The following is a 19891-nucleotide window of genomic DNA, read 5'->3' on the forward strand; positions in this document are numbered from 1 at the left end:
GTGTGCGCCCGTGAACGGAGCCCCACAGCGGCCGCTGCTCTTTCTCGACGTCGATGGTCCGCTCATCCCTTTCGGGGCACGGGAGCATCCGACCTACCGGTCGGCCTCATCGCGGCACGCCGAGTCGAACCCGCTGCTGGCCCGTCTCGATCCCGGGCACGGAACCAGGCTGACGGCGCTGCCCTGCGAGCTGGTGTGGGCCACCACCTGGATGGACGACGCGAACGAGTGCGTCGCACCGCTCCTGGGCCTGCCGCGGCTGGCGACGGTGGACTGGCCGGACGAGCCCGACGCCGAAGAGCGGGACCAGCGGCGCGGCTTGCACTGGAAGACGCGCACGATCGTCGCATGGGCGGCGGGACGTCCCTTCGCCTGGGTCGACGACGAGATCACCGACCGGGACCGAGCCTGGGTCGCCGCACGGCATCGCGGACCGGCCCTCCTCCACCGGGTCGACCCGGCAATGGGCATCACCGAGGCCGACTACCGGGTGCTGGGGGAGTGGCTGCGCGCGCTCGTCGTGTGAGTGCGGGACGAGCCTCCCGTCAGCGGTGGAGGAGGGTTTCTTGGGTCATGCGGGAGAGTTTTTCGGGGTTGCGGACGGCGTAGAGGCCGGTGACGCGGCCGTCGTCTATGCGGGTCGCCAGGACGGTGTCGAGCTCGCCGTCGCGGGTGAGGAGCAGGGCCGGGTGGCCGTTGACGCGCGTCGGGTGCAGGGAGACCGCGCCGGAGAGCCTGCCCAGCAGGTCGGCGACCTTGCCCGCCCCGACGACCGGCGCCAGCGCGGCGCGGACGACCCCGCCGCCGTCGGTCAGCAGGACGACGTCCGGAGCGAGGACGTCGAGCAGGTTCTGCAGGTCGCCCGTCTCGACCGCCTGCTGGAAGGCGCGGAGCGCGGCCCGCGTGTCGGCGGGGGAGGCGGTGTCGCGGGGCCGGCGCGCGGCGACGTGCTTGCGGGCCCGGTGGGCTATCTGGCGGACCGCGTCGGGGTTCTTGCCGACGGCCTGGGCGATCTCCGTGTAGTCCAGGTCGAACACCTCGCGCAGCACGAACACCGCCCGTTCGGTCGGTGCGAGGGTCTCCAGCACCAGCAGCATCGCCATCGAGAGGCTCTCGGCCAGTTCGACGTCCTCGGCCACGTCGGGCGCGGTCAGCAGCGGCTCGGGCAGCCAGGGCCCGACATAGGACTCCTTGCGCCGGCGCAGCGTGCGCAGCCGGGTGAGCGCCTGCCGGGTGGTGGTCCGCACCAGGTACGCGCGGGGCTCGCGCACCCCTTCGAGGTCGACGCCCGTCCACCGCAGCCAGGTCTCCTGCAGGACGTCCTCTGCGTCCGCGGCCGAGCCGAGCATCTCGTAGGCGACGGTGAAGAGCAGGTTGCGGTGCGCGACGAACGCCTCGGTGGCGGCGTCCATGCGGCCACCGGTCGCGTCCTTTGTTCGTCCGTCCATGGCTCTCTCCCGTAGCGCGTCACTTGACGTGCACAGGACGCCGAGCCCCGTCCGTGTGTGACATCCAGGGGCAGTGGCGCACGTCACAAGCGCGCGCTGTCACGGAGCGGGGGCCGCCGTCATCTCGTGTCCAGAGCCGCGTGGAGAGGCCGCGCGGACCACGAGAACGGGAGACCCACATGAACGAGGACGCCGGGCGCCGGACGGTCGCGATGGTCACCGGGGCGAACAAGGGGATCGGCCGGGCGGTCGCCGAGGAGCTCGCGGGCCGGGGCATGACGGTGCTGATCGGTGCGCGTGACCAGGGGCGCGGGGAGGAGGCAGCCGAGGCGCTGCGTGCGGCGGGCGGCGACGTGCACGCCGTCCTCCTGGACGTCACCGACAACGCCACCGTCCAGGACGCGGCGAATTGGGTCGAGGAGCGTTACGGGCGCCTCGACGTCCTGGTCAACAACGCGGGCATCACCGGTTCGGGACAGGTGGCGCCCCAGGACGCCGTGGACCAGATCCCCAGCTCGGTCGACCTGGAGATGGTCCGCGCGGTGTTCGCGACCAACGTCTTCGGTGTGATCGCGGTGACGAACGCCATGCTGCCGCTGCTGCGGAGGTCGCCGGCGGCGCGCGTCGTCAACGTCAGCAGCCACGCCGGGTCGCTGTCCCTCACCAGCGACCCGGACGGCCCCTTCACGGCGCTGCTCCCGTCGGCCGCGTACACGCCGTCCAAGGCGGCGCTGAACGCGCTGACCGTCCAGTACGCCAACGAGCTGCGGAAGGACGGAGTGCTCGTCAACGCCGTCGCCCCCGGCTTCGTCGACACCGACAGCAACGCCCACACGGGGTATCTCACCCCCGCGCAGGGCGCCGCCGTCGTGGTGCGCCTGGCCACGCTCGGCGCGGACGGGCCGACCGCCGGCTTCTTCGGCGAGGACGGCCCGCTGCCCTGGTAGGGCCTCAGGCCGGGAGCATGCCGTGGCGCAGCTGGAGCAGGGACCTGCTGAGCAGGCGCGAGACGTGCATCTGCGAGATGCCGAACCGTTCGGCGATCTGCGTCTGCGTCTGGTTTCCGAAGAAGCGCAGCAGGACGATGGTGCGCTGGCGTTCGGGCAGCTCGCTGAGCAGGGACCACAGGGCCTTCCGCTCGACCACGTGCTGGAGGTCCGGGTCCTCGGCGCCGAGGTGGTCGACGACGAGGCTGGTGTCGGTCTCCGAGGCGCTTTCCGCGGGCGCGTCCAGGGACAGCGGGTTGTAGGAGTCCCACGCGATGATGGCCTCGGTGACCTCCTCCAGGCTGAGCCCGAGCAGGTCGGCGAGTTCGCGGGGCGTGGGGGAGCGGCCGTTGTCCTGCGAGAACCGCTGGGTGGCGTCCACCAGCCGCGGCCGCAGTTCCTGGATGCGGCGGGAGACCCGGATGCCCCAGGTCCTGTCCCGGAAGTGCCGCCGCACCTCGCCGAGGATGACCGGGTAGGCGTAGGCGTGGAAGCTGTCGCCGCGGGCGGGGTCGAAGCGGTTGATCGCCATCACCAGGCCGAGGTAGGCGACCTGCCGGATGTCCTCCAGAGGCTCGCCGCGGTGCGCGTAGCGCCGCGCGATCGACTCGACCATGGCGGCGTGCGTCTCGACGAGCAGGGCTCTCAGCCGGTTCCGCCGTCCGGGGGCGGTCTCCGGGCGGTTCATCTCGTCCAGCAGCACCTCGGCGGGGGGCGGCTCGGTCGCGCGGGGGGCGGCGAGCGCGCCGTCCCTCACCGGTGCCTGGGCATGTGTCACAAAGACTCCTTCCTGGGGCGGAGTGCGGGCGCGGTTGGCGGTTCAGCGGCGGAACCGCCTCTGGGGATGCGGACGGGGGCCGCGGGAGGCGGCGGTCTCGGGCTCTTCCACGGGGACGCGGCGGCTCACACCCGTGGTGGCGCAGACGCGCGGCACCGTGCCGGACGGCGGGAGCCGCACGGTCAGGGGAGTGTCCACCTCGGCGGCGTGGACGTGGACCCGCAGGATCGCGCCCGCGGTGTCGGGGTCGCAGGACCTGCACCCGGTCAGGTCGAGGACCATGGCTGGGACGCCGTCGTCCAGCAGCCGCCGCGAGCACTCGCGCAGGTCGTCGGAGTCGTCGGGGCGGGGGTCGGGCGGCAGGCGCAGGAGCGCGTGCCGTCCGGTGAACTCCACGGAGATGCCGCTCGGGGTCGTGAAGGGGGTGCGCATGGCCACCTCACTCGGAACGTCGAATGAAGGCGGAGCCGCGCTGTTGGACCCCGAGGGGAAAGAAATCGGTTCTCCCCTCCCATCTACCCGTCGAGGCGACCTCAAACAGGCGCGGAGGTTCTCCGTGGCCTCAGCCTTGGGGCCGTCCCGTACGCACGAGTTACGCAATACATGCGATTGCGGCGGTTCCCAGCGGGGAAACTGCGGCCGTCAGCCGCCGAGTGGAGGGAGAACCTGGTGACCGACCGGCTCGAATCGGATTCCGACCGCTTCCCGGACTCCGCGGGCCACATGGTCGAACTGACCCGCTCGCTTCTGGACGCGGAGACGGTCGCCGGGGTCCTGCGGCGCATCCTCCTGGCCGCCCAGATCCTGGTCCCCGACGCCGACATGGCCAGCATCACGCTGCGAGAACGGGACGGCGAGCTGCGCACCCCGTTCCACAGCGACCAGGCGGCGATCGATCTGGACCGGCTCCAGTACCGGCTGGGAGAGGGACCGTGCCTGGACGCCGCCGACCCCGCCGGCGCCGCGTTCGCGCGCAGCGGTGATCTGGCCGCCGAGCCCGCCTGGCCGGAGTTCGGCCCGGCCGCCGCCTCCTACGGCTACGCGTCCGTCCTGGCCACCGCCCTGCTGCTTCCCACGGAGTCGGACGAGGCCGTCGGCGCGCTCAACATGTACTCGCGGGAACGCGGGACGCTGGACGGCCTCGCCTGCGACACGGCGCTGCTGCTGGCCACGCACGCCTCCCTCGCCCTCGCCGCCGTCCGGACGGCCGCCGACGGCGCTCGCGACCGGGCCGACGCCGAGAACCAGATGGTGAACCTGCGCACGGCGCTCGACACCCGGACCGTCATCGGCCAGGCCACCGGCATCCTGATGGCCCGCCGCGGCCTCGACGCCGCCAAGGCGTTCGAGCTGCTGTCCCGCACGTCGCAGAACCTCAACGTCCGGCTCGGCAGCCTGGCGGAGGGCATCGTCTCGACCCCCGAGACCGCCGACGACCTCTGACGCGGTCCCCTGAGCGGAGCCTGAAGCCGGCAAGGCGGGACCACAGCCCGATGAACGGCTCCTGAGGCTCCTGCGCCTGCAGACCGCACAGGTGGGCCACCGCCTCGGGCACGGACGTGCCGCTGCGGGTGAGCAGGTGCTGGCGGGCGAGGGTGGCGCGGTTGAGAGCGCGGCTGCCGAGGACGGTCACGGTGTTCTCAGGCTGCGGCGGGCTCGTGGGGCGGGCGCCGGCGTCGGCATGTCGGGGCGGTCTGCTCAGCCGTTGTACGGGGCGGCGACGTCCAGGACCCAGGTGACGCCGAAGCGGTCGGTGAGCATGCCGTACAACGGCGCCCACTGCGCGGGCTCCAGCGGACGCACGGTGGTCGAGCCTTCGGCGAGCCTGCCCCACAGGGCGCTGATCTCCTCGGCGTCGTCGCCGCGCACGGAGACGAAGAACGGGTTCTCGCCCTGGTCCCACGGCAGCTGGGAGGGCACGTCGTAGGCCATGACATGGAATCCGTTGTCACCGGCCACCTCGCCCCACATCACCCAGTCCGCCTCGTTCTCGTTCTGCACGGCGCCCGCGTCCTTGTAGGTGACCGCGACGGTGCGTCCGCCGAAGACGGACTGGTAGAAGTCCAGCGCCTCACGTGCGGTGCCCCGAAAGTTCAGGTGAGTGGTGGTCGTGACGGACATGACCTGCTCCTTGCCTCAATGTGATGGATACTCCGCCGTGACCAGGAGCGATGTGCCTCCCGAACGGCTCGTGTGCCACTGTGGCCGAGGTAGAGGACAGGTTGTGTCCTGTACTGCCGGAAAGGTGGATCCCATGCACAAGACGTCCTCCCGGCTGCTCGCGCTGCTCTCGCTGCTTCAGACGCACCGCGACTGGTCAGGGGAGGATCTCGCCGAGCGCCTCGACATCACCTCGCGCACCGTGCGCCGCGACATCGACCGCCTGCGCGAACTGGGCTACCGGATCACGACCGTGAAAGGACCGGCAGGCGGCTACCGCCTGGAGGCCGGCACCCACATGCCGCCCATGCTGTTCGACGACGGCCAGGCCGTCGCCCTGGCCGTCGCGCTGCAGACGGCGGCCGCCGGGACCACCATCGCCGAAGACGCCGTCCGCGCCCTCGCCACCCTGCGCCAGGTCATGCCGTCTCGCCTGCGCCACCGCATCGACATGCTGCGCGTCACCGCCGTCCAACCGCCCGCGGCTCGCGACGCCTTCCAGGTCGACGCTCAGGTCCTGGTGGACTTGGGCCGCGCCATCCACGCCCGCGAGGAACTGCGCTTCGACCACACCCCGGGGCGGGGCGGCTCGTCCGACAGCCCCCGCCGCGTCCAGCCCCACCACCTGGTCACCTGGCGGAACCGCTGGTACCTCGTGGCCTGGGACCTCGACCGCGAGGACTGGCGCACCTTCCGCGTCGACCGCATCCGCCCCCGCACGCCCACCGGCCCCCGCTTCGCCCCGCGCGAACTCCCGGGCGGGAGCGTCTCCGCCTTCGTCACCAGCCGGTTCCGCGGCAACGACGGCATCACCACCGACTGGCCCTGCCAAGGCGAAGTCATCCTCCGACTCCCGGCCGCCGACGTCGCGCCCTTCGCCCAGGACGGGATCGTCGAGGAACTCGGCCCCCGCCACTGCCGACTCACCCTCGGCTCCTGGTCGTGGACCGGCCTCGCCGCCACCATCGGCCGGTTCGACGCCGATGTCGAAGTCATCGGCCCGCCCCAACTGGCCACGGCGTTCGCGGACCTGGCCGCCCGCTACGCCCGCGCCGCACACACCCCGGCGCCAGAGGCCGATCCGACGCCGTGAGACGGAAGCTCAATCCCTCCGAACGCTCCGGACCGCCGGGAGTTCGGCGACTGCCCGAGTGCGGCCGCCCGAATCGGCGACGGCCGAGAAGGATCAGGGCTTGCGGCCGACGCCGCCCGTCATGAAGCGGACGTCGATGGTGCTGGCGTCCAGGACGGGCTCCTCGGGGCGCCACAGCGGGAGCGGGACGAGGCCGGGCGGCAGGATCTCCAGGCCGTCGAAGAAGCCGGCCAGCTCGGCGGGGGTGCGGACACGGCCGGAGCCGAGCTGCTCCAGGAGCTGCTTCTCCAGCGCGACGGATTCGGGGGCGTCGCCCAGGCGGGTGAAGTTGGTGATGAAGAAGTAGGAGCCGCTGGGCACGGCGTCCCGCAGGACCTGGACGATCCGGCCGGGATTCTCGTCGTCGGCGAGGTGGTGCAGGATGCCGACGAGCATCACGCAGACGGGCTGGTCGAAGTCGATGAGCGCGCGGACCTCCGGACAGCCGAGGAGGTCGTCGGGCTCGCGGATGTCGGCGGTCACCACGGTGGTGTTGGCGTTGTCGGCCAGGATCGCACGGCCGTGCGCCAGCACGATCGGATCGATGTCGACGTACACCACGCGAGCCTCTGCGTTGACCTCCTGCGCGACCTCGTGGGTGTTGCGGACGGTCGGCAGTCCCGATCCCAGGTCGAGGAACTGGGCGATCCCCTCGTCGGCGGCCAGATGGCGGACGACGCGGTGCAGCATCGCGCGGTTGTGCAGGGCGATGTCCCGCAGCTCCGGCATGATCGCGAGGCTGGCCTCCGCCACGACCCGGTCCACCTCGTAGTTGTCCCTGCCGCCGAGCATCACGTCGTAGACGCGTGCCGCGGTCGGAACGCCGGTGGGAATCTGCGGGGACGATTCGGCCATGTGCACCTCAGGGCTCAGGAGATCTTGCTCCGCATCGTAGCTTCGCGAAGCCGAGCAAAATGCGAAAAACCCCTATGCCAAGGGGCTTTTCGCGAAATGTGGAGTGAGACTCCGAGCCCGGCCCTACTCGCCGAGGGCCGCCCGCTCTCCTGACGGCGGCGTCGAGGCCGAGCGGTGCACTTCCGGGGCGCTTCAGCGCTGGACGGGGACCGCGGTGATGACGAGGTTGTCGCGGTAGTGGCCGGTCCGGGCGTTGAAGGGGCCGCCGCAGGTGATGACGGTGAGCCGGGGTCCGCCGTCGCGGGCGAACAGCTCCCGCAGCGGCATCGCCGTTTTGCCGATGGTCTCGCGCGCGACCGCGCGGTACGCGAGGGTGCGGCCGTCGGCGAGGCGGACGGTGAGCCGGTCGCCGGGGGAGACGCGGCGCAGTGCGGCCAGGGCGCCGAGCCCGCGTTCACGGGAGTCGACGTGCCCGGCGAGGACCGCCGAACCGGTGGGCGAGCCGGGGCGGGTGCCGTAGCTGTACCAGCCGACGCGGGAGACGTCGCCGGGAAGCGCCATGGCTCCCGTGGAGTCGACGCCCACCGGCACCACCGCCGCGCGCAGCCCGGCGGTCGGCACCACGAGTTCCGCCGGCCGGGCCGGCACTGCGGTTCCCCGCCCGGGCGTCCCGCCCGCGCCCCGGCCCGTCGCGGAGGTGGAGTGGAAGGAGGGCCGATGCCCGCTGTTCGCGAGGCCGTCCTCGGTCCCCGAGTGCCAGAGCCCGGCCCCGCCGGCGCCGGTCAAGAGGAGGCCGGTGCCGGCGAGGACGAGCGCCAGGCGCGAGGATCCGGTCATGGGGCCGCCCCGGCGGTCAGCGCTGGCCGCCGCGCAGGGTGCCGTGCCGACGCAGGACGAGCAGCCGCGTGCCCGCGCCGATCGTCACCAGGAGGGCCAGTCCGGTCCCGCCGACCAGCCACCCGGGCGGACCGCCGTCAAGCCCGGCGGCCTGACCGCCGGTCCCGCCGGGCAACCACCGATCTGACCGTCGCCGAAGGCGCCAACACCATCGTCTACGCCTGGGGCAGCGCGAAGGAGGGGAACCTCAAGCTGGCCGTGCAGACCATCCCCGGCCTGCAGACCGCACCCGGCGGGCGATCACGACGTTGTCGGTGCCCGCGAGGGTGACGTCGGCCTTGACCGTTCCCGCCGGTGCTTCGGCGACGGCCTCGTCGGGGTTGGACAGGTTCTTCACGACCGCGGTCCCGTTGGCCCGCACGTCGACGGCGGGCGCGGCGGCGATGTGCCGGACGGTCAGCCGGCCCTTGCCCGCCGGGACCTTGGAGGTGTCGTTGGCGTAGGCGTTGAGCGCCGGGCTCCCGTTCTCGGTCAGGTTGGCGGTCAGCGTGACGTTCGTCCCGCCGGTCACCTCGACGGTCTTCTCGATGGCCGGGGTGCCGCCGGGCCCCTGGCCAGCCTTGAACACCTTGATGTCATAGCTGCCCCCGGGAAGCTTCAACGGGGCGCTGAGCGAGCCGGGCGTGAAGTCCGACAGCACCTTCTTGCCGTTCGCGTAGACGTCCACGGTCAGGCCGGGCACGCCGTGCAGGACGCGGACGGTCGCCGTCGTCTGCGCGGCGCCCGGCATCCGGTCGGCCCGCGTCGGCGCCGCGAAGGCGGCAGGACTCGCGGACACGGCGAGCGCGAGTGCGGCCACGGTGGCCATCACCAGTCTGCGCATTCGTAGGACTCCCCTCATCGCGAGGATTCATGATCTTGGCTGAGGAGCGCTCATCGATGGAGACCGGAAGGGGCTGTTCCGGAATTCCCCCTATTCGGCCTCTACGGGGTGTTTTCCTGCATATTCGGCGATACACGCTTAAAAGGTAAAAAGAGGCTCAGGGCGGGGAAGGGAAGGCATGACCTGCTCACCCGACTTCAGGCGTCGCGGATATGCGGCTCGGCAGACGCCGGCCGCTGATCTCGGGTGAGGATCCAGCCGGCTTTCGGGATGGCGCGCTCGATGATCGGGGCGACGTCCGGACAACGGCCGGTTCGTGGCAAAGTAGCGGGATGCCTGGTGCGCGGTATGGGATGGATGCACCCTATGGGTTCGGCTTCGTGGGCCTGGTCGTGCTGGGGTTCTGGGCGACCGGGCTGGTGATGGCGGTCACCGCCGGTCTGGCCGCCGCGCTGCCCGCGCTGGTCTCCGGCACCCTGCTGGCGGGATGCCTGGCCCTGAGCCTGCACGCCACGCTGCGCGGCAAGTTCCTGGTCTGGCGGGACGTGCTGGACGAGTTGGATCTGCGTGGCGACGAACGGCTGCTCGACCTCGGCTGCGGGCGCGGCGCCGTCCTGTTGGCCGCCGCCCGGCACCTCCCGCAGGGCCGGGCGGTCGGCGTGGACCTGTGGCGCGGACGGGACCAGTCCGGCAACACCCCGGCGGCGACCCTGCGCAACGCCCGCGCCGAAGGCGTCGCCGACCGCGTCCGCGTGCAAGGGGGTGACCTGCGCAGACTCCCGTACGCGGAGGCAAGCTTCGACCTGGTCGTGTCCAGCCTGACGGTGCACACCATCTTCGGAGCGAGCGCCCGCGCCCAAGCGATCGCCGAGGCGTACCGGGTGCTGCGGCCGGGCGGCCGCCTGCTGATCGCCGACCTGGCGCGGACCCCCCGCGAGTACGCTGCGGTGCTGGCCCGGCTGAACGCCCAGGACATCCGCGTGCGCGGCCTCGGCTGGCGCGCGTGGTGGGGCAGTCCGTGGGTCCCGACCCGCCTGCTCACCGCCCGCAAACCAGCCACCCCCTGAACCCGCCTGCCGGCACGATCCAGGCCCCATGGCCACCTGGCGTCCGACGAGCAGTGAGTGGATCAGCCGACCTTCGGGGTGGCGCGGTCGATGATCGGGGTGACGTCCAAGCCTGGCGGGAGGGTGCCGAAGGCGCCGCCCCAGTCGCCGGCCAGGCGGGTCGCGCAGAAGGCGTCGGCCACCGCAGGGTGGCCGTGTCTGACCAGCAGTGATGCCTGGAGGACTAGGGCCAGGTTCTCGGCTACTCGGCGGGCTCGGTACTCGATTGTGGACGTGTCGGCGAAGCTTTCCTTGGTCTCCTTGATGGCCGCGTCTAGGCGCTTGTCGGCTCCCTGGGAGAGGGCCACTTCTTCGAAGAACGCCTCTAGGGTTTGCGGTTCGCGTAGCGTTGCGCGTAGGAGATCGAGTGCCGCCACGTTGCCGGAGCCCTCCCAGATTGAGTTCAGGGGGGATTCTCGGAAGAGGCGGGGCATGCCGGATTCTTCGACGTAGCCGTTGCCGCCTAGGCATTCGAGGGACTCGGCCGCGTGGGCCGGCCAGCGCTTGCAGATCCAGTACTTGCTGACCGCCAGGGCCAGGCGTTTGAAGGCGGTCTCGGACTCGCTGCCGCGGAACGAGCGGTCGGTGGCGCCCGCCAGGCGGAGCATCGTGGTCGTGGCGGCCTCGGACTCGATCGCCAGGTCGGCGAGGACGTTGCGCATCAGCGGCTGGTCGATCAGTGCCTTGCCGAACGCCCGGCGGTGCGCCGCGTGGTGGGCGGCGGTGGTGACGCCGAGGCGCATGCCGGAGGCGGCGCCGATCACGCAGTCGAGCCGGGTCATGTTGACCATCTCGATGATGGTGCGGACGCCGCGGCCCTCGTCCCCGACCCGCCACGCGACCGCTTCGTCGTACTCGACCTCGGAGGACGCGTTGGACTTGTTGCCGAGCTTGTCCTTGAGGCGCATCAGGCGCAGCGGGTTGAGCCCGCCGTCCGGCAGGACGCGGGGGACGAGGAAGCAGGTCAGCCCGCCGGGCGCCTGGGCGAGGGTCAGGAACACGTCGCACATCGGGGCGCTGGTGAACCACTTGTGGCCGACGAGCCGGTACGTCCCGTCCGGCTGGGGCGCGGCCGTGGTGGTGTTGGCGCGGACGTCCGAGCCGCCCTGCTTCTCGGTCATGGACATGCCGGCGAGGAGCGCGGTCTTGGTGAGCGGGGGACGCAGGCCGAAGTCGTACTGCCGCTCGGCGAGGAGCGGCTCGTACTGGGCCGCCAGCTCCGGCGACTGACGCAGCGCGGGGACGGCGGCGTAGGTCATCGAGATCGGGCAGCCGTGGCCGGCGTCGACGCGCCAGGTGTAGAACTTCGCGGCGCGGGCGACGTGGGCGCCCTCGCGGGAGTCGGTCCAGGCGGAGCCGTGCAGGCCGTGCGTCACCGCGACGGTCATCAGCTCGTGCCACGCGGGGTGGAACTCGACCTCGTCGATCCGGTTCCCGAAGCGGTCATGGGTGCGCAGGACGGGCGGGTGCTCGTTGGCGAGGCGGCCCCACTCCTGAGCCCGCTCGGTGCCGGCGAGGAGGCCGAGTTCGCGCACCTCGGCCTCGGCCCATCCGGCGCCCTCGCGGTGCAGCCCGTCCAGCAGTGCCGCCTCGTCGGACACGTCGTGCCCGGCGAGCGGGGGGACCTGGTTGAACACCTCGTGCGTCACGCGCTCTCCCAACGTTCGTGCCGTCCCCTCGCAGAATACAGAACGGGGTTCGGGCAAGAACTTGATCATGCCTCTGGGGTGGCGGGACGTCCATCCTCCTCAGGTGGTGGGGCGATCTCGTCCGCGCGGCGGATTGTCCGGCGCCGCGCGGGGCATACCGTCGAAATCATGAGTCAGTCCAGTCCGCAGCCCGAGCGGCCCTGCCCGAGCCGCCCGCTGGAGCGGCGGCAGGACGCCGGACCCGTCCCCTCGGCGGCCGAAGCGGCCGGCGCGCCCGATGCGGTGCGGGCGTCCGACGACGAGCGCGAGGCCGTGGTCGAGCGGCTGCGGATCGCCTCGGTGGAGGGGCGGCTCACCTTCGAGGAGCTGACCGAGCGCACCGAGGCCGCCTACGCGGCCGTCACCCGCGGCGACCTCGAACGCATCACCGCCGACCTGCCCGGCATGGGCGCGCCCGGCGCCAACCCGGCGCCCGTGCAGGTGAAGCGCAAGTTCACCGCGGTCATGGGGGACTGCAAGGAGCGCATCGTCGGCCGCATCGACGGCCCGCTGGAGGCCGTGTCGGTGATGGGCGACGTCGTGCTCGACCTGCGCGGCGCGCAGGTCCCCACCGGCGAGGTGCACATCTCCGCGACCGCCGTGATGGGCGACGTCAAGATCATCGTCCCGGACGGCGTCAGCATCGAGCTGTCGGGGCACAACTTCCTCGGCGACCGGCGGGTCGCGGTCCGCGACCCGCACCCCGGCGCCCGCGTTCCCGTCGTCCGCATCACCGCGAACGCCGTGATGGGCGACATCAAGATCGTCGACGACGAGCACCACGCCCCGCTCCGCCGCGCCATCACCACCTGGTGGAACGACCGGACATGACCCGGGAGCGGCGGGAGTGTGGCGAGGGGGCGCTTCGCGGGCTACACTGGCCCTGCGGCAGCTACGCTGCCCGCCCAGTCTGAGTTGACCAGTCCGCGTCTAAGTCCTGCAGTCGCAGTCGAGCAGTCGCATTTCTGAGTCCCAGTCGCCAGTCACCAGTTCGTGTCTTAGTCCTGCCGTCTTGAAGTCGGAGTCCGCAGTCGACGTCTGAAGTCGAAGTCCGCCAGGAAGTCGCTGTCCCAGTCTGAGTCGCCCGAGAACGACGCGTTAGAGGCGATCATGGACCGAGAGACCGAATTCCTGATCTGTGCGGTGGTGCTCACCGGAACAGCCGTGGCAGCGACGATCTTTCCCGCGCAGACCGTGAGTCTGCTGCTGGGTATCGTCGCCGGCGCTTTCCTGAAGTGGGCCCTCCATAAGCGGGCATAGCCACGAGGCGCTCGCTCACTAACTTCCACTGGGGACCTCATTACTCGATGATGAGGTCCCCAGTGTTAACGGAGGACGAGATGTACAGACTCATCGATCTGACGCGCGCGCACGCGGGGACCGAGACTGCGATCCTGGAGGCGTTCGAAGCCGCCTACCCGGGTGTGCCGGCGACCACGACCGAATACATCACGGTCCCCGAACGGGCCAGGCCCGCCGGGACCGGCGACCACCTCTGGACCGAGATCACCGGGACGGTGGACGACGCCGCGGTCACCAAGGTGGTGTACGAGCGGGTGGCCGAGGCCCGCGGCTCCGGCGGCCCCATCTGCGTGGCGTCGTTCCGGGCCAGCGTGAAGAACGTGGCGGAGATGCTCGACGCCGTCCACGGCGGCGGCGTCGAATTCGTCCACCTGAGTTCGTTCGCGCCGCCCTCGACCGGCGGTGAGACCTTCGACTGGGACGACACGTGGATGCGGCGCGAGGACGCCGTCAACACGCTGGTCCATGTGATCGGCCATTCTTCCGCGCGGGTCCGCATGACCGATCTGCGCAAACTCCTCGCCGCCCACGACCCCCGTTTCAGGAAGCAGGTCGGCACCTTCACGGCGCGGCCGAAATTCATGTCCACGCTGGTGTCCCTCGCCGTGGAGAGAAATCTGGTGGCCATTACCACGACCACCGCGGGCGACAACAACCCGTACGTCGAGCTCACCCCCGCAGGGCGGTCCCGCCTGGCCCCCGCCCCCGCCCCGGTCCAGTCCCCGCCCCCGGTCTCCGCCGCCGCGCATGTCGTCCCGCCGCCGCAGGAGCCCCGCTCGCTGTCGCACCTGTGCGTGGACGTGCTGCGGCAGAACGACATGGGGCCGTTCCAGGAACTGCGCGAGAGGATCTACAACGAGATCGAGCGGCTGGTGGGGGAGAAGTCCCGCACCCCGGACCGGCTCATCAGGGACGCCGTGCAGGCGGTCCGCGACAAGAGCGACGACGCCCCCAGCAAGTCGGGCAGGAAGTTCCCCTGGGGCAGGGTGCGCGCGTTCCTGGCGAAGCTGACCCGGCAGGTGCCGGTCTTCCTCAGCCAGGGCGAGCCGGTCGCGGTCTCCCTGGGCAACAACGGGGGCGTGGTCGACGCCCTCGCCGACGACTGGTGGCGGATGCTCGACGGCGAGCTGGTCTGCTTCATCCTCGGCAAGGGCGTCGTGATCACCCAGTACGACTACGAGGAGCTCGCCGGCGCCCTGTACAACAGCCGCCAGCCCCAGTACTACGACAAGGCCCAGGAGGTCGTCGACTACCTGGCGGGCGCCGGGCGGATCAGCGAGGCGCCCGGCGACGAGATGCGGATCGTGCTCGCGGCGCCGCCGGAGCCGCCGCGCCCGTTCGACGGCTGAGCCGGGGCGTCAGCGGGTGTCGTCGTGGGCCTCGGCCTCCTCGACGCCCGCTTCGTCCGGCGGCAGGGTGTCGGGGTGCTCGTACCGGACGCCGGGGGTGCCGGTGCCGCTGGTCTCCTCCCCGTCCGGGACGGTGCGGCCGCGGGCGTCGGAGCCCTCGTTCACCGGGGCGAAGCGGCGGTCGTCGGTCTCTCGGGGCTCGTGGCCGGGTTCCTCGCTCGTCATGGCACCCGCATACCCGGCCGCCGGCGTGTCGAACGCCCGATCAGACCGCGGCCGCCGTGCGGGGGGCCTCCAGCGCCCCGGTGTAGCGGCGGACGATCAGGTCGGCGATCTCCGGCGCCGCGCCGAGAGCGGGGGAGACGACGGCGGCGCCGGCCGCCAGGGACTCCCGCCGCACCTTGTCGGCGAAGTGGCCGGGCGCGAGGATGTAGGACGCCACCGCCACGCGCGGCGCGCCCGCGGCGAGCAGGGCCCGCACCGCCTCGCCCGGCCCCGGGCGGGCCGCCGTCGCGTACGCCGGCACCACCTCGCGCAGGCCGCGGGCACGCCACTCGCGGGCCAGGCCCGCGACCGTCGCGTTGGCGGACGGGTCGCTGGACCCCGCCGAGACGAGGACGACCGCCGTGTCCGGGTCGCCGGGCGCCGCGCCCGCCTCGGCCAGGCGCCGCTCCAGGGCGTCCAGTAGCAGCGGGTGGGGGCCCAGCGTGTCCGCCGTGCGCAGGGCCAGCCGCGGGTGCCGGCCCCGCACCCGGTTCAGAACGCCAGGGATGTCGGTCTTGCTGTGGTAGGCCGCGGTGAGGAGCAGGGGCAGCACGACCGCCTCGTCCGCGCCGTCCCGGGCCAGGCCGTCCAGCACCCGGTCGGGGGCGGGCGGCGCGTGGTCCAGGAACGAGGCGTGCACGGGCACGTCCGGGCGGCGCGCCCGGACGGCGTCGAGCAGCGCGGCGACGGTCGCGGCGGCGCGGGGGTCCCGGCTGCCGTGCGCCACCGCGACCATGGGGGCGCTCACAGGTGGATGCCGCACTCGGTCTTGCCCATCCCGGCCCACCGGCCGCTGCGCGGGTCCTCGCCGGGCGCGACGGGGCGGGTGCACGGCGCGCAGCCGATCGAGGGGTAGCCGTCGTAGTGCAGCGGGTTGACGAGCACCCCGTTGTCCTCGATGTAGTTGTCCATCTCCTCCTGGGTCCAGTCGAGGATCGGGTTCACCTTGACCATGCCGCGCTTGCGGTCCCACTCGACGACCCTCCGGTCGCGGCGGCTCGCGGTCTCGTCCCGGCGGATGCCGCTGAACCAGGCCATGTAGCCCTCCAGCGCGCGGCCGAGCGGCTCCACCTTGCGCAGGTGGCAGCACAGGTCGGGGTTGCGGCCGTGCAGGCGGGGGCCGAGCGCCGCCTCCTGCTCCTCGACCGTGCGGGACGGGGTGACGTTGATGACGTTCACCGGGTAGACGGCCTCCACGGCGTCGCGCGTCCCGATCGTCTCGGCGAAGTGGTAGCCGGTGTCGACGAACAGCACGTCGATGCCCGGCTTCACCTTCGACACGAGATGGATGAGGGCCGCGTCCGACATGGACGAGGTGAGGCAGATGCGGTCGCCGAACGTGGCGACCGCCCACCGGATCACCTCCAGCGTGGGGGCGCCCTCCAGGGCGGCGGCGGCCGACTCGACGATGTCCTGGAGGTCGAGCGTGGGCCTGTCGGTCTCCAGCAGGGTCACCTGGGGTTCTCCTTGCTCGCGGTGCGGGGCGTGCCCACACCGAGGAACTTCAGGCTGAAGGAGCGGAGGCAGTCGGGGCAGAACCACGCCCCGGGCGCCTCCCCGCCGGGTTCGAGGCTCTCCTCGCCGCAGTACGGGCAGTAGAACGGCGTCATCCGTTCGCTCATGCGCGATCGGCCCCGCTCACTGGAGGTCGGCGTCGTCGGCGCGGTGCACCCACTCGGCGAACGTCTCGCCGTCGGTGCGCTGCTCGTCGAACCTGCGCACGACGCGCTCGACGTAGTCGGTGAGCCCGGCCGAGGTGGTCTTCAGCCCGCGGACCTTCTTGCCGAACGACGCGCCGAGCCGGCCCCCGAGGTGGATCTGGAAGCCCTCGACCTGGTCGCCGTCCTCGTCCACGACGAGCTGGCCCTTCAGCCCGATGTCGGCGACCTGGATGCGGGCGCAGGCGTTCGGGCAGCCGTTGACGTTGATCGTCAGCGGCTGGTCGAAGTCGGGCAGCCGCTTCTCCAGCTCGTCTATGAGGTCCATGGCGCGCTGCTTGGTCTCGACGATCGCGAGCTTGCAGTACTCGATGCCCGTGCACGCCATCGTCTGGCGGCGGAACGTGGACGGGCGGACCTGGAGGTCGTGCTTCGCCAGCTCGCCGGCGAGCGCCTCGGTGTTCTCCTCCGGGACGTCCAGGATGACCATCTTCTGCTCGTTGGTCGTGCGGACCCTGCCGGAGCCGTAGCGCCCGGCGAGGTCGCCGATGACGCCGAGCAGCTCGCCGTTCACCCGCCCCACGCGCGGGGCGAACCCGACGTAGAAGTTCCCGTCCTTCTGCGGGTGGACGCCGACGTGGTCGCGGTGGGTGAGCGGCGCGGCGGGCTCGGGGCCGTCCGGGAGCGTGAAGCCGAGGTACTCCTTCTCCAGCACCTCGCGGAACTTCTCGGCGCCCCAGTCCTTCATCAGGAACTTCAGCCGGGCGCGGCTGCGCAGCCGCCGGTAGCCGTAGTCGCGGAAGATCGACGTCACGGCGTGCCAGACCACGCTGGTCTGCTCCGGCTTGACGAACACGCCGAGGCTCTGCGCGAACATCGGGTTGGTCGACAGGCCGCCGCCGACGAACACCTGGTAGCCGGTCTCGCCCGCCTCGTTCACCACGCCCACGAACGCGATGTCGTTGATCTCGTGGACGGTGCAGTGCGAGGTGCAGCCCGACATCGCGGTCTTGTACTTGCGCGGCAGGTTGGAGAACTCCGGGGAGCCGATGTACTTGTCGTGGATCTCGCGCAGGTCGCGGGTCGCGTCGATGACCTCGTCGGCCGCGATCCCGGCCAGCGGGCAGCCGATGATCACGCGCGGGACGTCGCCGCACGCCTCCATCGTGTGCAGCCCGACCGCCTCCAGGGCCTCCCAGATGGCCGGGACGTCCTCGATCCGCACCCAGTGCAGCTGGACGTTCTGCCGGTCGGTGATGTCGGCCGTGCCGCGCGCGTACCGGGTGGAGACGTCGGCGATCGTGCGGAGCTGCGGGCCGCTCAGCTGCCCGCCGTCGATCCGCACCCGCATCATGAAGTAGCGGTCCTCGAGCTCCTCGTCCTCCAGCGCACCGGTCTTGCCGCCGTCGATGCCGGGCTTGCGCTGGGTGTAGAGGCCCATCCAGCGGAACCGGCCGCGCAGGTCGGACGGGTCGATCGAGTCGAAACCGCTCTTGGAGTAGATGTCGATGATCCGGCGGCGGACGTTGAGCCCGTCGTCGTTCTTCTTGTTCTCTTCGTTCTTGTTGAGCGGTTCGCGGTAGCCGAGGGCCCACTGGCCCTCGCCCTTCTTGCGTCTGGTCGCGGTTGGCACGGCGCGCGTCCTCATCTGTTGTCGAGAGGGACGCGCGGCGCACCGGCGCTCTGAGGCAGCCGGCTCGACGCTGAGCAGGATGAAGTCAAAGGTGACGCCGATGCGCCACGCGCCCGGCTGTACAGGGGCGTGGTCGGAGCGTCACCGACAGATCGCGCTGCGGACGCGGAGGAAGTCGACGTGCCGGCGCTTGGCCAGCAGCGGGTCCGCGGCGTTCATACCTGAAGGGTGACATGCCGTCTCGCGGACTGTCCAGTTACGTCCGGCATGCGGACGCGTGACATGCGTCATCCCTGCCGCCTCCAGTTCACACGAGGCTCGGCCTCGGGGCCGGTCGCGGATTCCCCGCCCGGCGGGGCCGCCTCGGTCCCGGGCGCCGGCGGCTCGCCGGGCGCCGGGTGGTGCTGGCAGTCGCACCACGACCCGCCACGGCACTTCTCGTGGTGGCGTTCGCGGCACGACTGGCAGATCATGTCTTCTATTGTCACCCATGAAGGCAAATGCCCGGTTTTCCGTGGTAGGGGGCATACGATCATGGTCCGGACGACGTTCCGCACCGTCTCAACGGGTATGGGCCAAGGGATGTGCACGGATCGGGCGGCACGCCTGCGAGACGGCCGAGCGGGGGAGGCGAACGCCATGCCACGCGCGAAGCGGACCAGTGAAGTGGGCGATGCGGCATGCGCCGGGCGCGCAACCCTCTACGGTGGGGCGGTGTGACCACCGTCTCCGACGCAGCGGGCACGCCCCGGGCCGGGGACTCCCCTTCCGGACAGGACCCGGAAGGCCCGCGGCGGCGCCTGCGCGACCGCCGCGACCGCCTCGCCGCTCGCGTGCGCGCCGACGCGCGGACCGCGGCGAGCGTCGGCTGGACGCTGGTCAAGGGCACCGCGATCGGCGGATTCCGCTACCGGGTCACCGGCCTCGCTGCGGAGGCCGCGTTCTTTGCCCTGCTGTCGCTGCCGCCCCTCGTCATCGGGCTGATCGGCACGATGGGCCACCTGCGCGGCCTGTTCGGCACCGAGACGATCCGCGAGGTGCGCTCCTGGGTGATCGACCAGGCCCAGACGGTGCTGACCGGCCCGGCCGTCGACTCGGTCGTGATCCCGCTGATCGACTCCGTGATCAGGGGCGGCAGCCCCGACATCGTGTCGGTCAGCTTCCTGATCTCGTTGTGGGCGGGGTCGCGGGCGACGAACGTCTACGTCGACACGATCACGATCGCCTACGGGCTGTCGGGCGTCCGCGGCGTGATCCGCACCCGGCTGCGCGCGTTCGTGCTCTACCTCATCGGGCTGCTGACCCTGATCATCGTGATCCCGATGCTGGTGGCCGGGCCCGCGCTGGTCCGGCAGGTGCTGCCGGAGAGCGCCGAGGCCGTCCAGGTGCTGTACTGGCCGGTCGTGGTGAGCCTGTCGATCATCTTCCTCTCGCTGCTCTACCACATGAGCGTCCCGGTGCGGACGTCCTGGTGGCGCCAGACGCCCGGCGCCGCGCTGGCGCTGCTGATCTGGATCGTGGGCAGCTTCGTCCTGCGGATCTACCTGGCCGGCTCGCTGAGCGGGGTGTCGGTGTACGGGTCGCTGGCCGCCTCGATCGCGCTCCTCGCATGGCTGTACGTGGCGGCGCTCGCGGTGCTGATCGGGGCCGCGCTGAACGCCGAGATCGACCGGCACTGGCCGAGCGGGGACACCGCCCGGATCCGCGCCGAGCTGGAGGCCCAGGGCGACCAGGTCCCCCGGGACCAGGGGGCCACGAGTAAAAACCACCCCGAATGAGGTCCTGAAAAGGGCAAACATGTCGTAGCCTCGC

Annotated in this window: 23 protein-coding genes and 1 pseudogene; 9 read left to right on the top strand and 15 right to left on the bottom strand. The window is 71.7% G+C overall.

The window, feature by feature from the left end:
• Nucleotides 1-10: 10 nt before the first annotated feature.
• Entirely contained in the window at nucleotides 11-526 is a 516-nt protein-coding gene (locus K4S16_RS43450) for an HAD domain-containing protein (protein WP_149264981.1), read from the top strand.
• Nucleotides 527-545: 19 nt separating this feature from the next.
• Here the strand turns inward: K4S16_RS43450 and K4S16_RS43455 are convergent, their stop codons facing one another.
• Nucleotides 546-1448 (bottom strand): RNA polymerase sigma-70 factor, encoded by a 903-nt coding sequence (locus K4S16_RS43455; RefSeq protein ID WP_200842468.1) that lies wholly within the window; start codon nucleotides 1446-1448, stop codon nucleotides 546-548.
• Between the two features lie 179 nt (nucleotides 1449-1627).
• Here K4S16_RS43455 and K4S16_RS43460 point away from each other — a divergent pair, with 179 nt between their 5' ends.
• Nucleotides 1628-2395, top strand: coding sequence for an SDR family NAD(P)-dependent oxidoreductase (locus K4S16_RS43460; RefSeq protein ID WP_149264982.1), 768 nt, complete (start codon nucleotides 1628-1630; stop codon nucleotides 2393-2395).
• A 4-nt stretch (nucleotides 2396-2399) separates the two neighbouring features.
• Here K4S16_RS43460 and K4S16_RS43465 read toward each other — a convergent pair whose 3' ends face one another.
• Together K4S16_RS43465 and K4S16_RS43470 are read right to left on the bottom strand one after the other, a co-directional pair.
• Nucleotides 2400-3212 carry a SigB/SigF/SigG family RNA polymerase sigma factor gene (locus K4S16_RS43465; protein WP_149264983.1) on the bottom strand — a complete coding sequence of 271 codons (813 nt, stop codon included), beginning with the start codon at nucleotides 3210-3212 and terminating at the stop codon, nucleotides 2400-2402.
• Between the two features lie 42 nt (nucleotides 3213-3254).
• Complete coding sequence (locus K4S16_RS43470) at nucleotides 3255-3644, bottom strand: STAS domain-containing protein (protein WP_149264984.1); 390 nt, start codon at nucleotides 3642-3644, stop codon at nucleotides 3255-3257.
• Nucleotides 3645-3881: 237 nt separating this feature from the next.
• Here K4S16_RS43470 and K4S16_RS43475 point away from each other — a divergent pair, with 237 nt between their 5' ends.
• Nucleotides 3882-4655: a GAF and ANTAR domain-containing protein gene (locus K4S16_RS43475; RefSeq protein ID WP_160161238.1), complete on the top strand. Its 774-nt coding sequence runs from the start codon at nucleotides 3882-3884 to the stop codon at nucleotides 4653-4655.
• A 22-nt stretch (nucleotides 4656-4677) separates the two neighbouring features.
• Here K4S16_RS43475 and K4S16_RS46285 read toward each other — a convergent pair.
• Nucleotides 4678-4845, bottom strand: a pseudogene (locus K4S16_RS46285) (winged helix DNA-binding domain-containing protein); the annotation flags it as partial.
• A 65-nt stretch (nucleotides 4846-4910) separates the two neighbouring features.
• Nucleotides 4911-5333 (bottom strand): VOC family protein, encoded by a 423-nt coding sequence (locus K4S16_RS43485; protein WP_149264986.1) that lies wholly within the window; start codon nucleotides 5331-5333, stop codon nucleotides 4911-4913.
• A gap of 133 nt (nucleotides 5334-5466) precedes the next feature.
• On the opposite strand from K4S16_RS43485, the gene K4S16_RS43490 reads away from it, so the two are divergent.
• Nucleotides 5467-6465, top strand: coding sequence for a YafY family protein (locus K4S16_RS43490; RefSeq protein WP_149264987.1), 999 nt, complete (start codon nucleotides 5467-5469; stop codon nucleotides 6463-6465).
• 93 nt (nucleotides 6466-6558) lie between these two features.
• Here the strand turns inward: K4S16_RS43490 and K4S16_RS43495 are convergent, their stop codons facing one another.
• From K4S16_RS43495 to K4S16_RS43505, 4 genes are all read right to left on the bottom strand, one after another.
• The gene (locus K4S16_RS43495) at nucleotides 6559-7359 is read right to left on the bottom strand and encodes an SAM-dependent methyltransferase (protein WP_149264988.1); all 801 of its coding nucleotides are present in this window, start codon (nucleotides 7357-7359) and stop codon (nucleotides 6559-6561) included.
• 192 nt (nucleotides 7360-7551) lie between these two features.
• The gene (locus K4S16_RS43500) at nucleotides 7552-8196 is read right to left on the bottom strand and encodes a class F sortase (protein ID WP_149264989.1); all 645 of its coding nucleotides are present in this window, start codon (nucleotides 8194-8196) and stop codon (nucleotides 7552-7554) included.
• 16 nt (nucleotides 8197-8212) lie between these two features.
• Entirely contained in the window at nucleotides 8213-8371 is a 159-nt protein-coding gene (locus K4S16_RS45380) for a hypothetical protein (protein ID WP_200842469.1), read from the bottom strand.
• Nucleotides 8372-8443: 72 nt separating this feature from the next.
• Entirely contained in the window at nucleotides 8444-9079 is a 636-nt protein-coding gene (locus K4S16_RS43505; RefSeq protein WP_200842470.1) for a DUF4397 domain-containing protein, read from the bottom strand.
• Between the two features lie 353 nt (nucleotides 9080-9432).
• Between K4S16_RS43505 and K4S16_RS43510 the strand changes: the two genes are divergently transcribed.
• On the top strand, nucleotides 9433-10146 hold the full coding sequence (locus K4S16_RS43510; RefSeq protein WP_200842471.1) for a class I SAM-dependent methyltransferase: 714 nt from the start codon (nucleotides 9433-9435) through the stop codon (nucleotides 10144-10146).
• Between the two features lie 62 nt (nucleotides 10147-10208).
• On the opposite strand, the gene K4S16_RS43515 is transcribed toward K4S16_RS43510, so the two are convergent.
• Nucleotides 10209-11834, bottom strand: coding sequence for an acyl-CoA dehydrogenase family protein (locus tag K4S16_RS43515; protein WP_235037450.1), 1626 nt, complete (start codon nucleotides 11832-11834; stop codon nucleotides 10209-10211).
• A gap of 168 nt (nucleotides 11835-12002) precedes the next feature.
• Here K4S16_RS43515 and K4S16_RS43520 point away from each other — a divergent pair, with 168 nt between their 5' ends.
• From K4S16_RS43520 to K4S16_RS43525, 3 genes are all read left to right on the top strand, one after another.
• On the top strand, nucleotides 12003-12704 hold the full coding sequence (locus tag K4S16_RS43520) for a DUF1707 domain-containing protein (protein WP_235037451.1): 702 nt from the start codon (nucleotides 12003-12005) through the stop codon (nucleotides 12702-12704).
• A 279-nt stretch (nucleotides 12705-12983) separates the two neighbouring features.
• Nucleotides 12984-13133 (top strand): hypothetical protein, encoded by a 150-nt coding sequence (locus K4S16_RS44805; protein ID WP_160161239.1) that lies wholly within the window; start codon nucleotides 12984-12986, stop codon nucleotides 13131-13133.
• Nucleotides 13134-13213: 80 nt separating this feature from the next.
• Nucleotides 13214-14524 (top strand): hypothetical protein, encoded by a 1311-nt coding sequence (locus tag K4S16_RS43525; protein WP_149264992.1) that lies wholly within the window; start codon nucleotides 13214-13216, stop codon nucleotides 14522-14524.
• 9 nt (nucleotides 14525-14533) lie between these two features.
• On the opposite strand, the gene K4S16_RS43530 is transcribed toward K4S16_RS43525, so the two are convergent.
• Genes K4S16_RS43530 through K4S16_RS43550 form a run of 5 tightly spaced genes read right to left on the bottom strand, consistent with a single transcriptional unit; the run spans nucleotide 14534 to nucleotide 18094 of the window.
• Nucleotides 14534-14749: a hypothetical protein gene (locus K4S16_RS43530; protein ID WP_149264993.1), complete on the bottom strand. Its 216-nt coding sequence runs from the start codon at nucleotides 14747-14749 to the stop codon at nucleotides 14534-14536.
• A 40-nt stretch (nucleotides 14750-14789) separates the two neighbouring features.
• Nucleotides 14790-15524 (bottom strand): sirohydrochlorin chelatase, encoded by a 735-nt coding sequence (locus K4S16_RS43535; protein ID WP_149265044.1) that lies wholly within the window; start codon nucleotides 15522-15524, stop codon nucleotides 14790-14792.
• 8 nt (nucleotides 15525-15532) lie between these two features.
• Nucleotides 15533-16243 carry a phosphoadenylyl-sulfate reductase gene (locus K4S16_RS43540; protein ID WP_149264994.1) on the bottom strand — a complete coding sequence of 237 codons (711 nt, stop codon included), beginning with the start codon at nucleotides 16241-16243 and terminating at the stop codon, nucleotides 15533-15535.
• Entirely contained in the window at nucleotides 16240-16410 is a 171-nt protein-coding gene (locus tag K4S16_RS43545; RefSeq protein WP_149264995.1) for an Insertion element protein, read from the bottom strand. The genes K4S16_RS43540 and K4S16_RS43545 overlap by 4 nt, the downstream gene beginning before the upstream one ends.
• A gap of 16 nt (nucleotides 16411-16426) precedes the next feature.
• Nucleotides 16427-18094 carry a nitrite/sulfite reductase gene (locus K4S16_RS43550; RefSeq protein WP_200842472.1) on the bottom strand — a complete coding sequence of 556 codons (1668 nt, stop codon included), beginning with the start codon at nucleotides 18092-18094 and terminating at the stop codon, nucleotides 16427-16429.
• Nucleotides 18095-18795: 701 nt separating this feature from the next.
• On the opposite strand from K4S16_RS43550, the gene K4S16_RS43555 reads away from it, so the two are divergent.
• The gene (locus K4S16_RS43555) at nucleotides 18796-19857 is read left to right on the top strand and encodes a YihY/virulence factor BrkB family protein (protein ID WP_235037452.1); all 1062 of its coding nucleotides are present in this window, start codon (nucleotides 18796-18798) and stop codon (nucleotides 19855-19857) included.
• The last annotated feature ends 34 nt before the right edge of the window (nucleotides 19858-19891 follow it).

The organism is Actinomadura sp. K4S16, assembly GCF_008327685.1.
Classification (GTDB): Bacteria; Actinomycetota; Actinomycetes; order Streptosporangiales; family Streptosporangiaceae; genus Spirillospora.

Coding starts and splice junctions, on each gene's coding strand:
- K4S16_RS43485 (WP_149264986.1), bottom strand. CDS start 5,333: ATGTCCGTCACGACCACCACTCACCTGAACTTTCGGGGCACCGCACGT.
- K4S16_RS44805 (WP_160161239.1), top strand. CDS start 12,984: ATGGACCGAGAGACCGAATTCCTGATCTGTGCGGTGGTGCTCACCGGA.
- K4S16_RS43530 (WP_149264993.1), bottom strand. CDS start 14,749: ATGACGAGCGAGGAACCCGGCCACGAGCCCCGAGAGACCGACGACCGC.
- K4S16_RS43535 (WP_149265044.1), bottom strand. CDS start 15,524: ATGGTCGCGGTGGCGCACGGCAGCCGGGACCCCCGCGCCGCCGCGACC.
- K4S16_RS43500 (WP_149264989.1), bottom strand. CDS start 8,196: ATGACCGGATCCTCGCGCCTGGCGCTCGTCCTCGCCGGCACCGGCCTC.
- K4S16_RS43455 (WP_200842468.1), bottom strand. CDS start 1,448: ATGGACGGACGAACAAAGGACGCGACCGGTGGCCGCATGGACGCCGCC.
- K4S16_RS43545 (WP_149264995.1), bottom strand. CDS start 16,410: ATGAGCGAACGGATGACGCCGTTCTACTGCCCGTACTGCGGCGAGGAG.
- K4S16_RS43460 (WP_149264982.1), top strand. CDS start 1,628: ATGAACGAGGACGCCGGGCGCCGGACGGTCGCGATGGTCACCGGGGCG.
- K4S16_RS43525 (WP_149264992.1), top strand. CDS start 13,214: ATGTACAGACTCATCGATCTGACGCGCGCGCACGCGGGGACCGAGACT.
- K4S16_RS43490 (WP_149264987.1), top strand. CDS start 5,467: ATGCACAAGACGTCCTCCCGGCTGCTCGCGCTGCTCTCGCTGCTTCAG.
- K4S16_RS43495 (WP_149264988.1), bottom strand. CDS start 7,359: ATGGCCGAATCGTCCCCGCAGATTCCCACCGGCGTTCCGACCGCGGCA.
- K4S16_RS43520 (WP_235037451.1), top strand. CDS start 12,003: ATGAGTCAGTCCAGTCCGCAGCCCGAGCGGCCCTGCCCGAGCCGCCCG.
- K4S16_RS43505 (WP_200842470.1), bottom strand. CDS start 9,079: ATGCGCAGACTGGTGATGGCCACCGTGGCCGCACTCGCGCTCGCCGTG.
- K4S16_RS43470 (WP_149264984.1), bottom strand. CDS start 3,644: ATGCGCACCCCCTTCACGACCCCGAGCGGCATCTCCGTGGAGTTCACC.
- K4S16_RS43510 (WP_200842471.1), top strand. CDS start 9,433: ATGGATGCACCCTATGGGTTCGGCTTCGTGGGCCTGGTCGTGCTGGGG.
- K4S16_RS43550 (WP_200842472.1), bottom strand. CDS start 18,094: ATGAGGACGCGCGCCGTGCCAACCGCGACCAGACGCAAGAAGGGCGAG.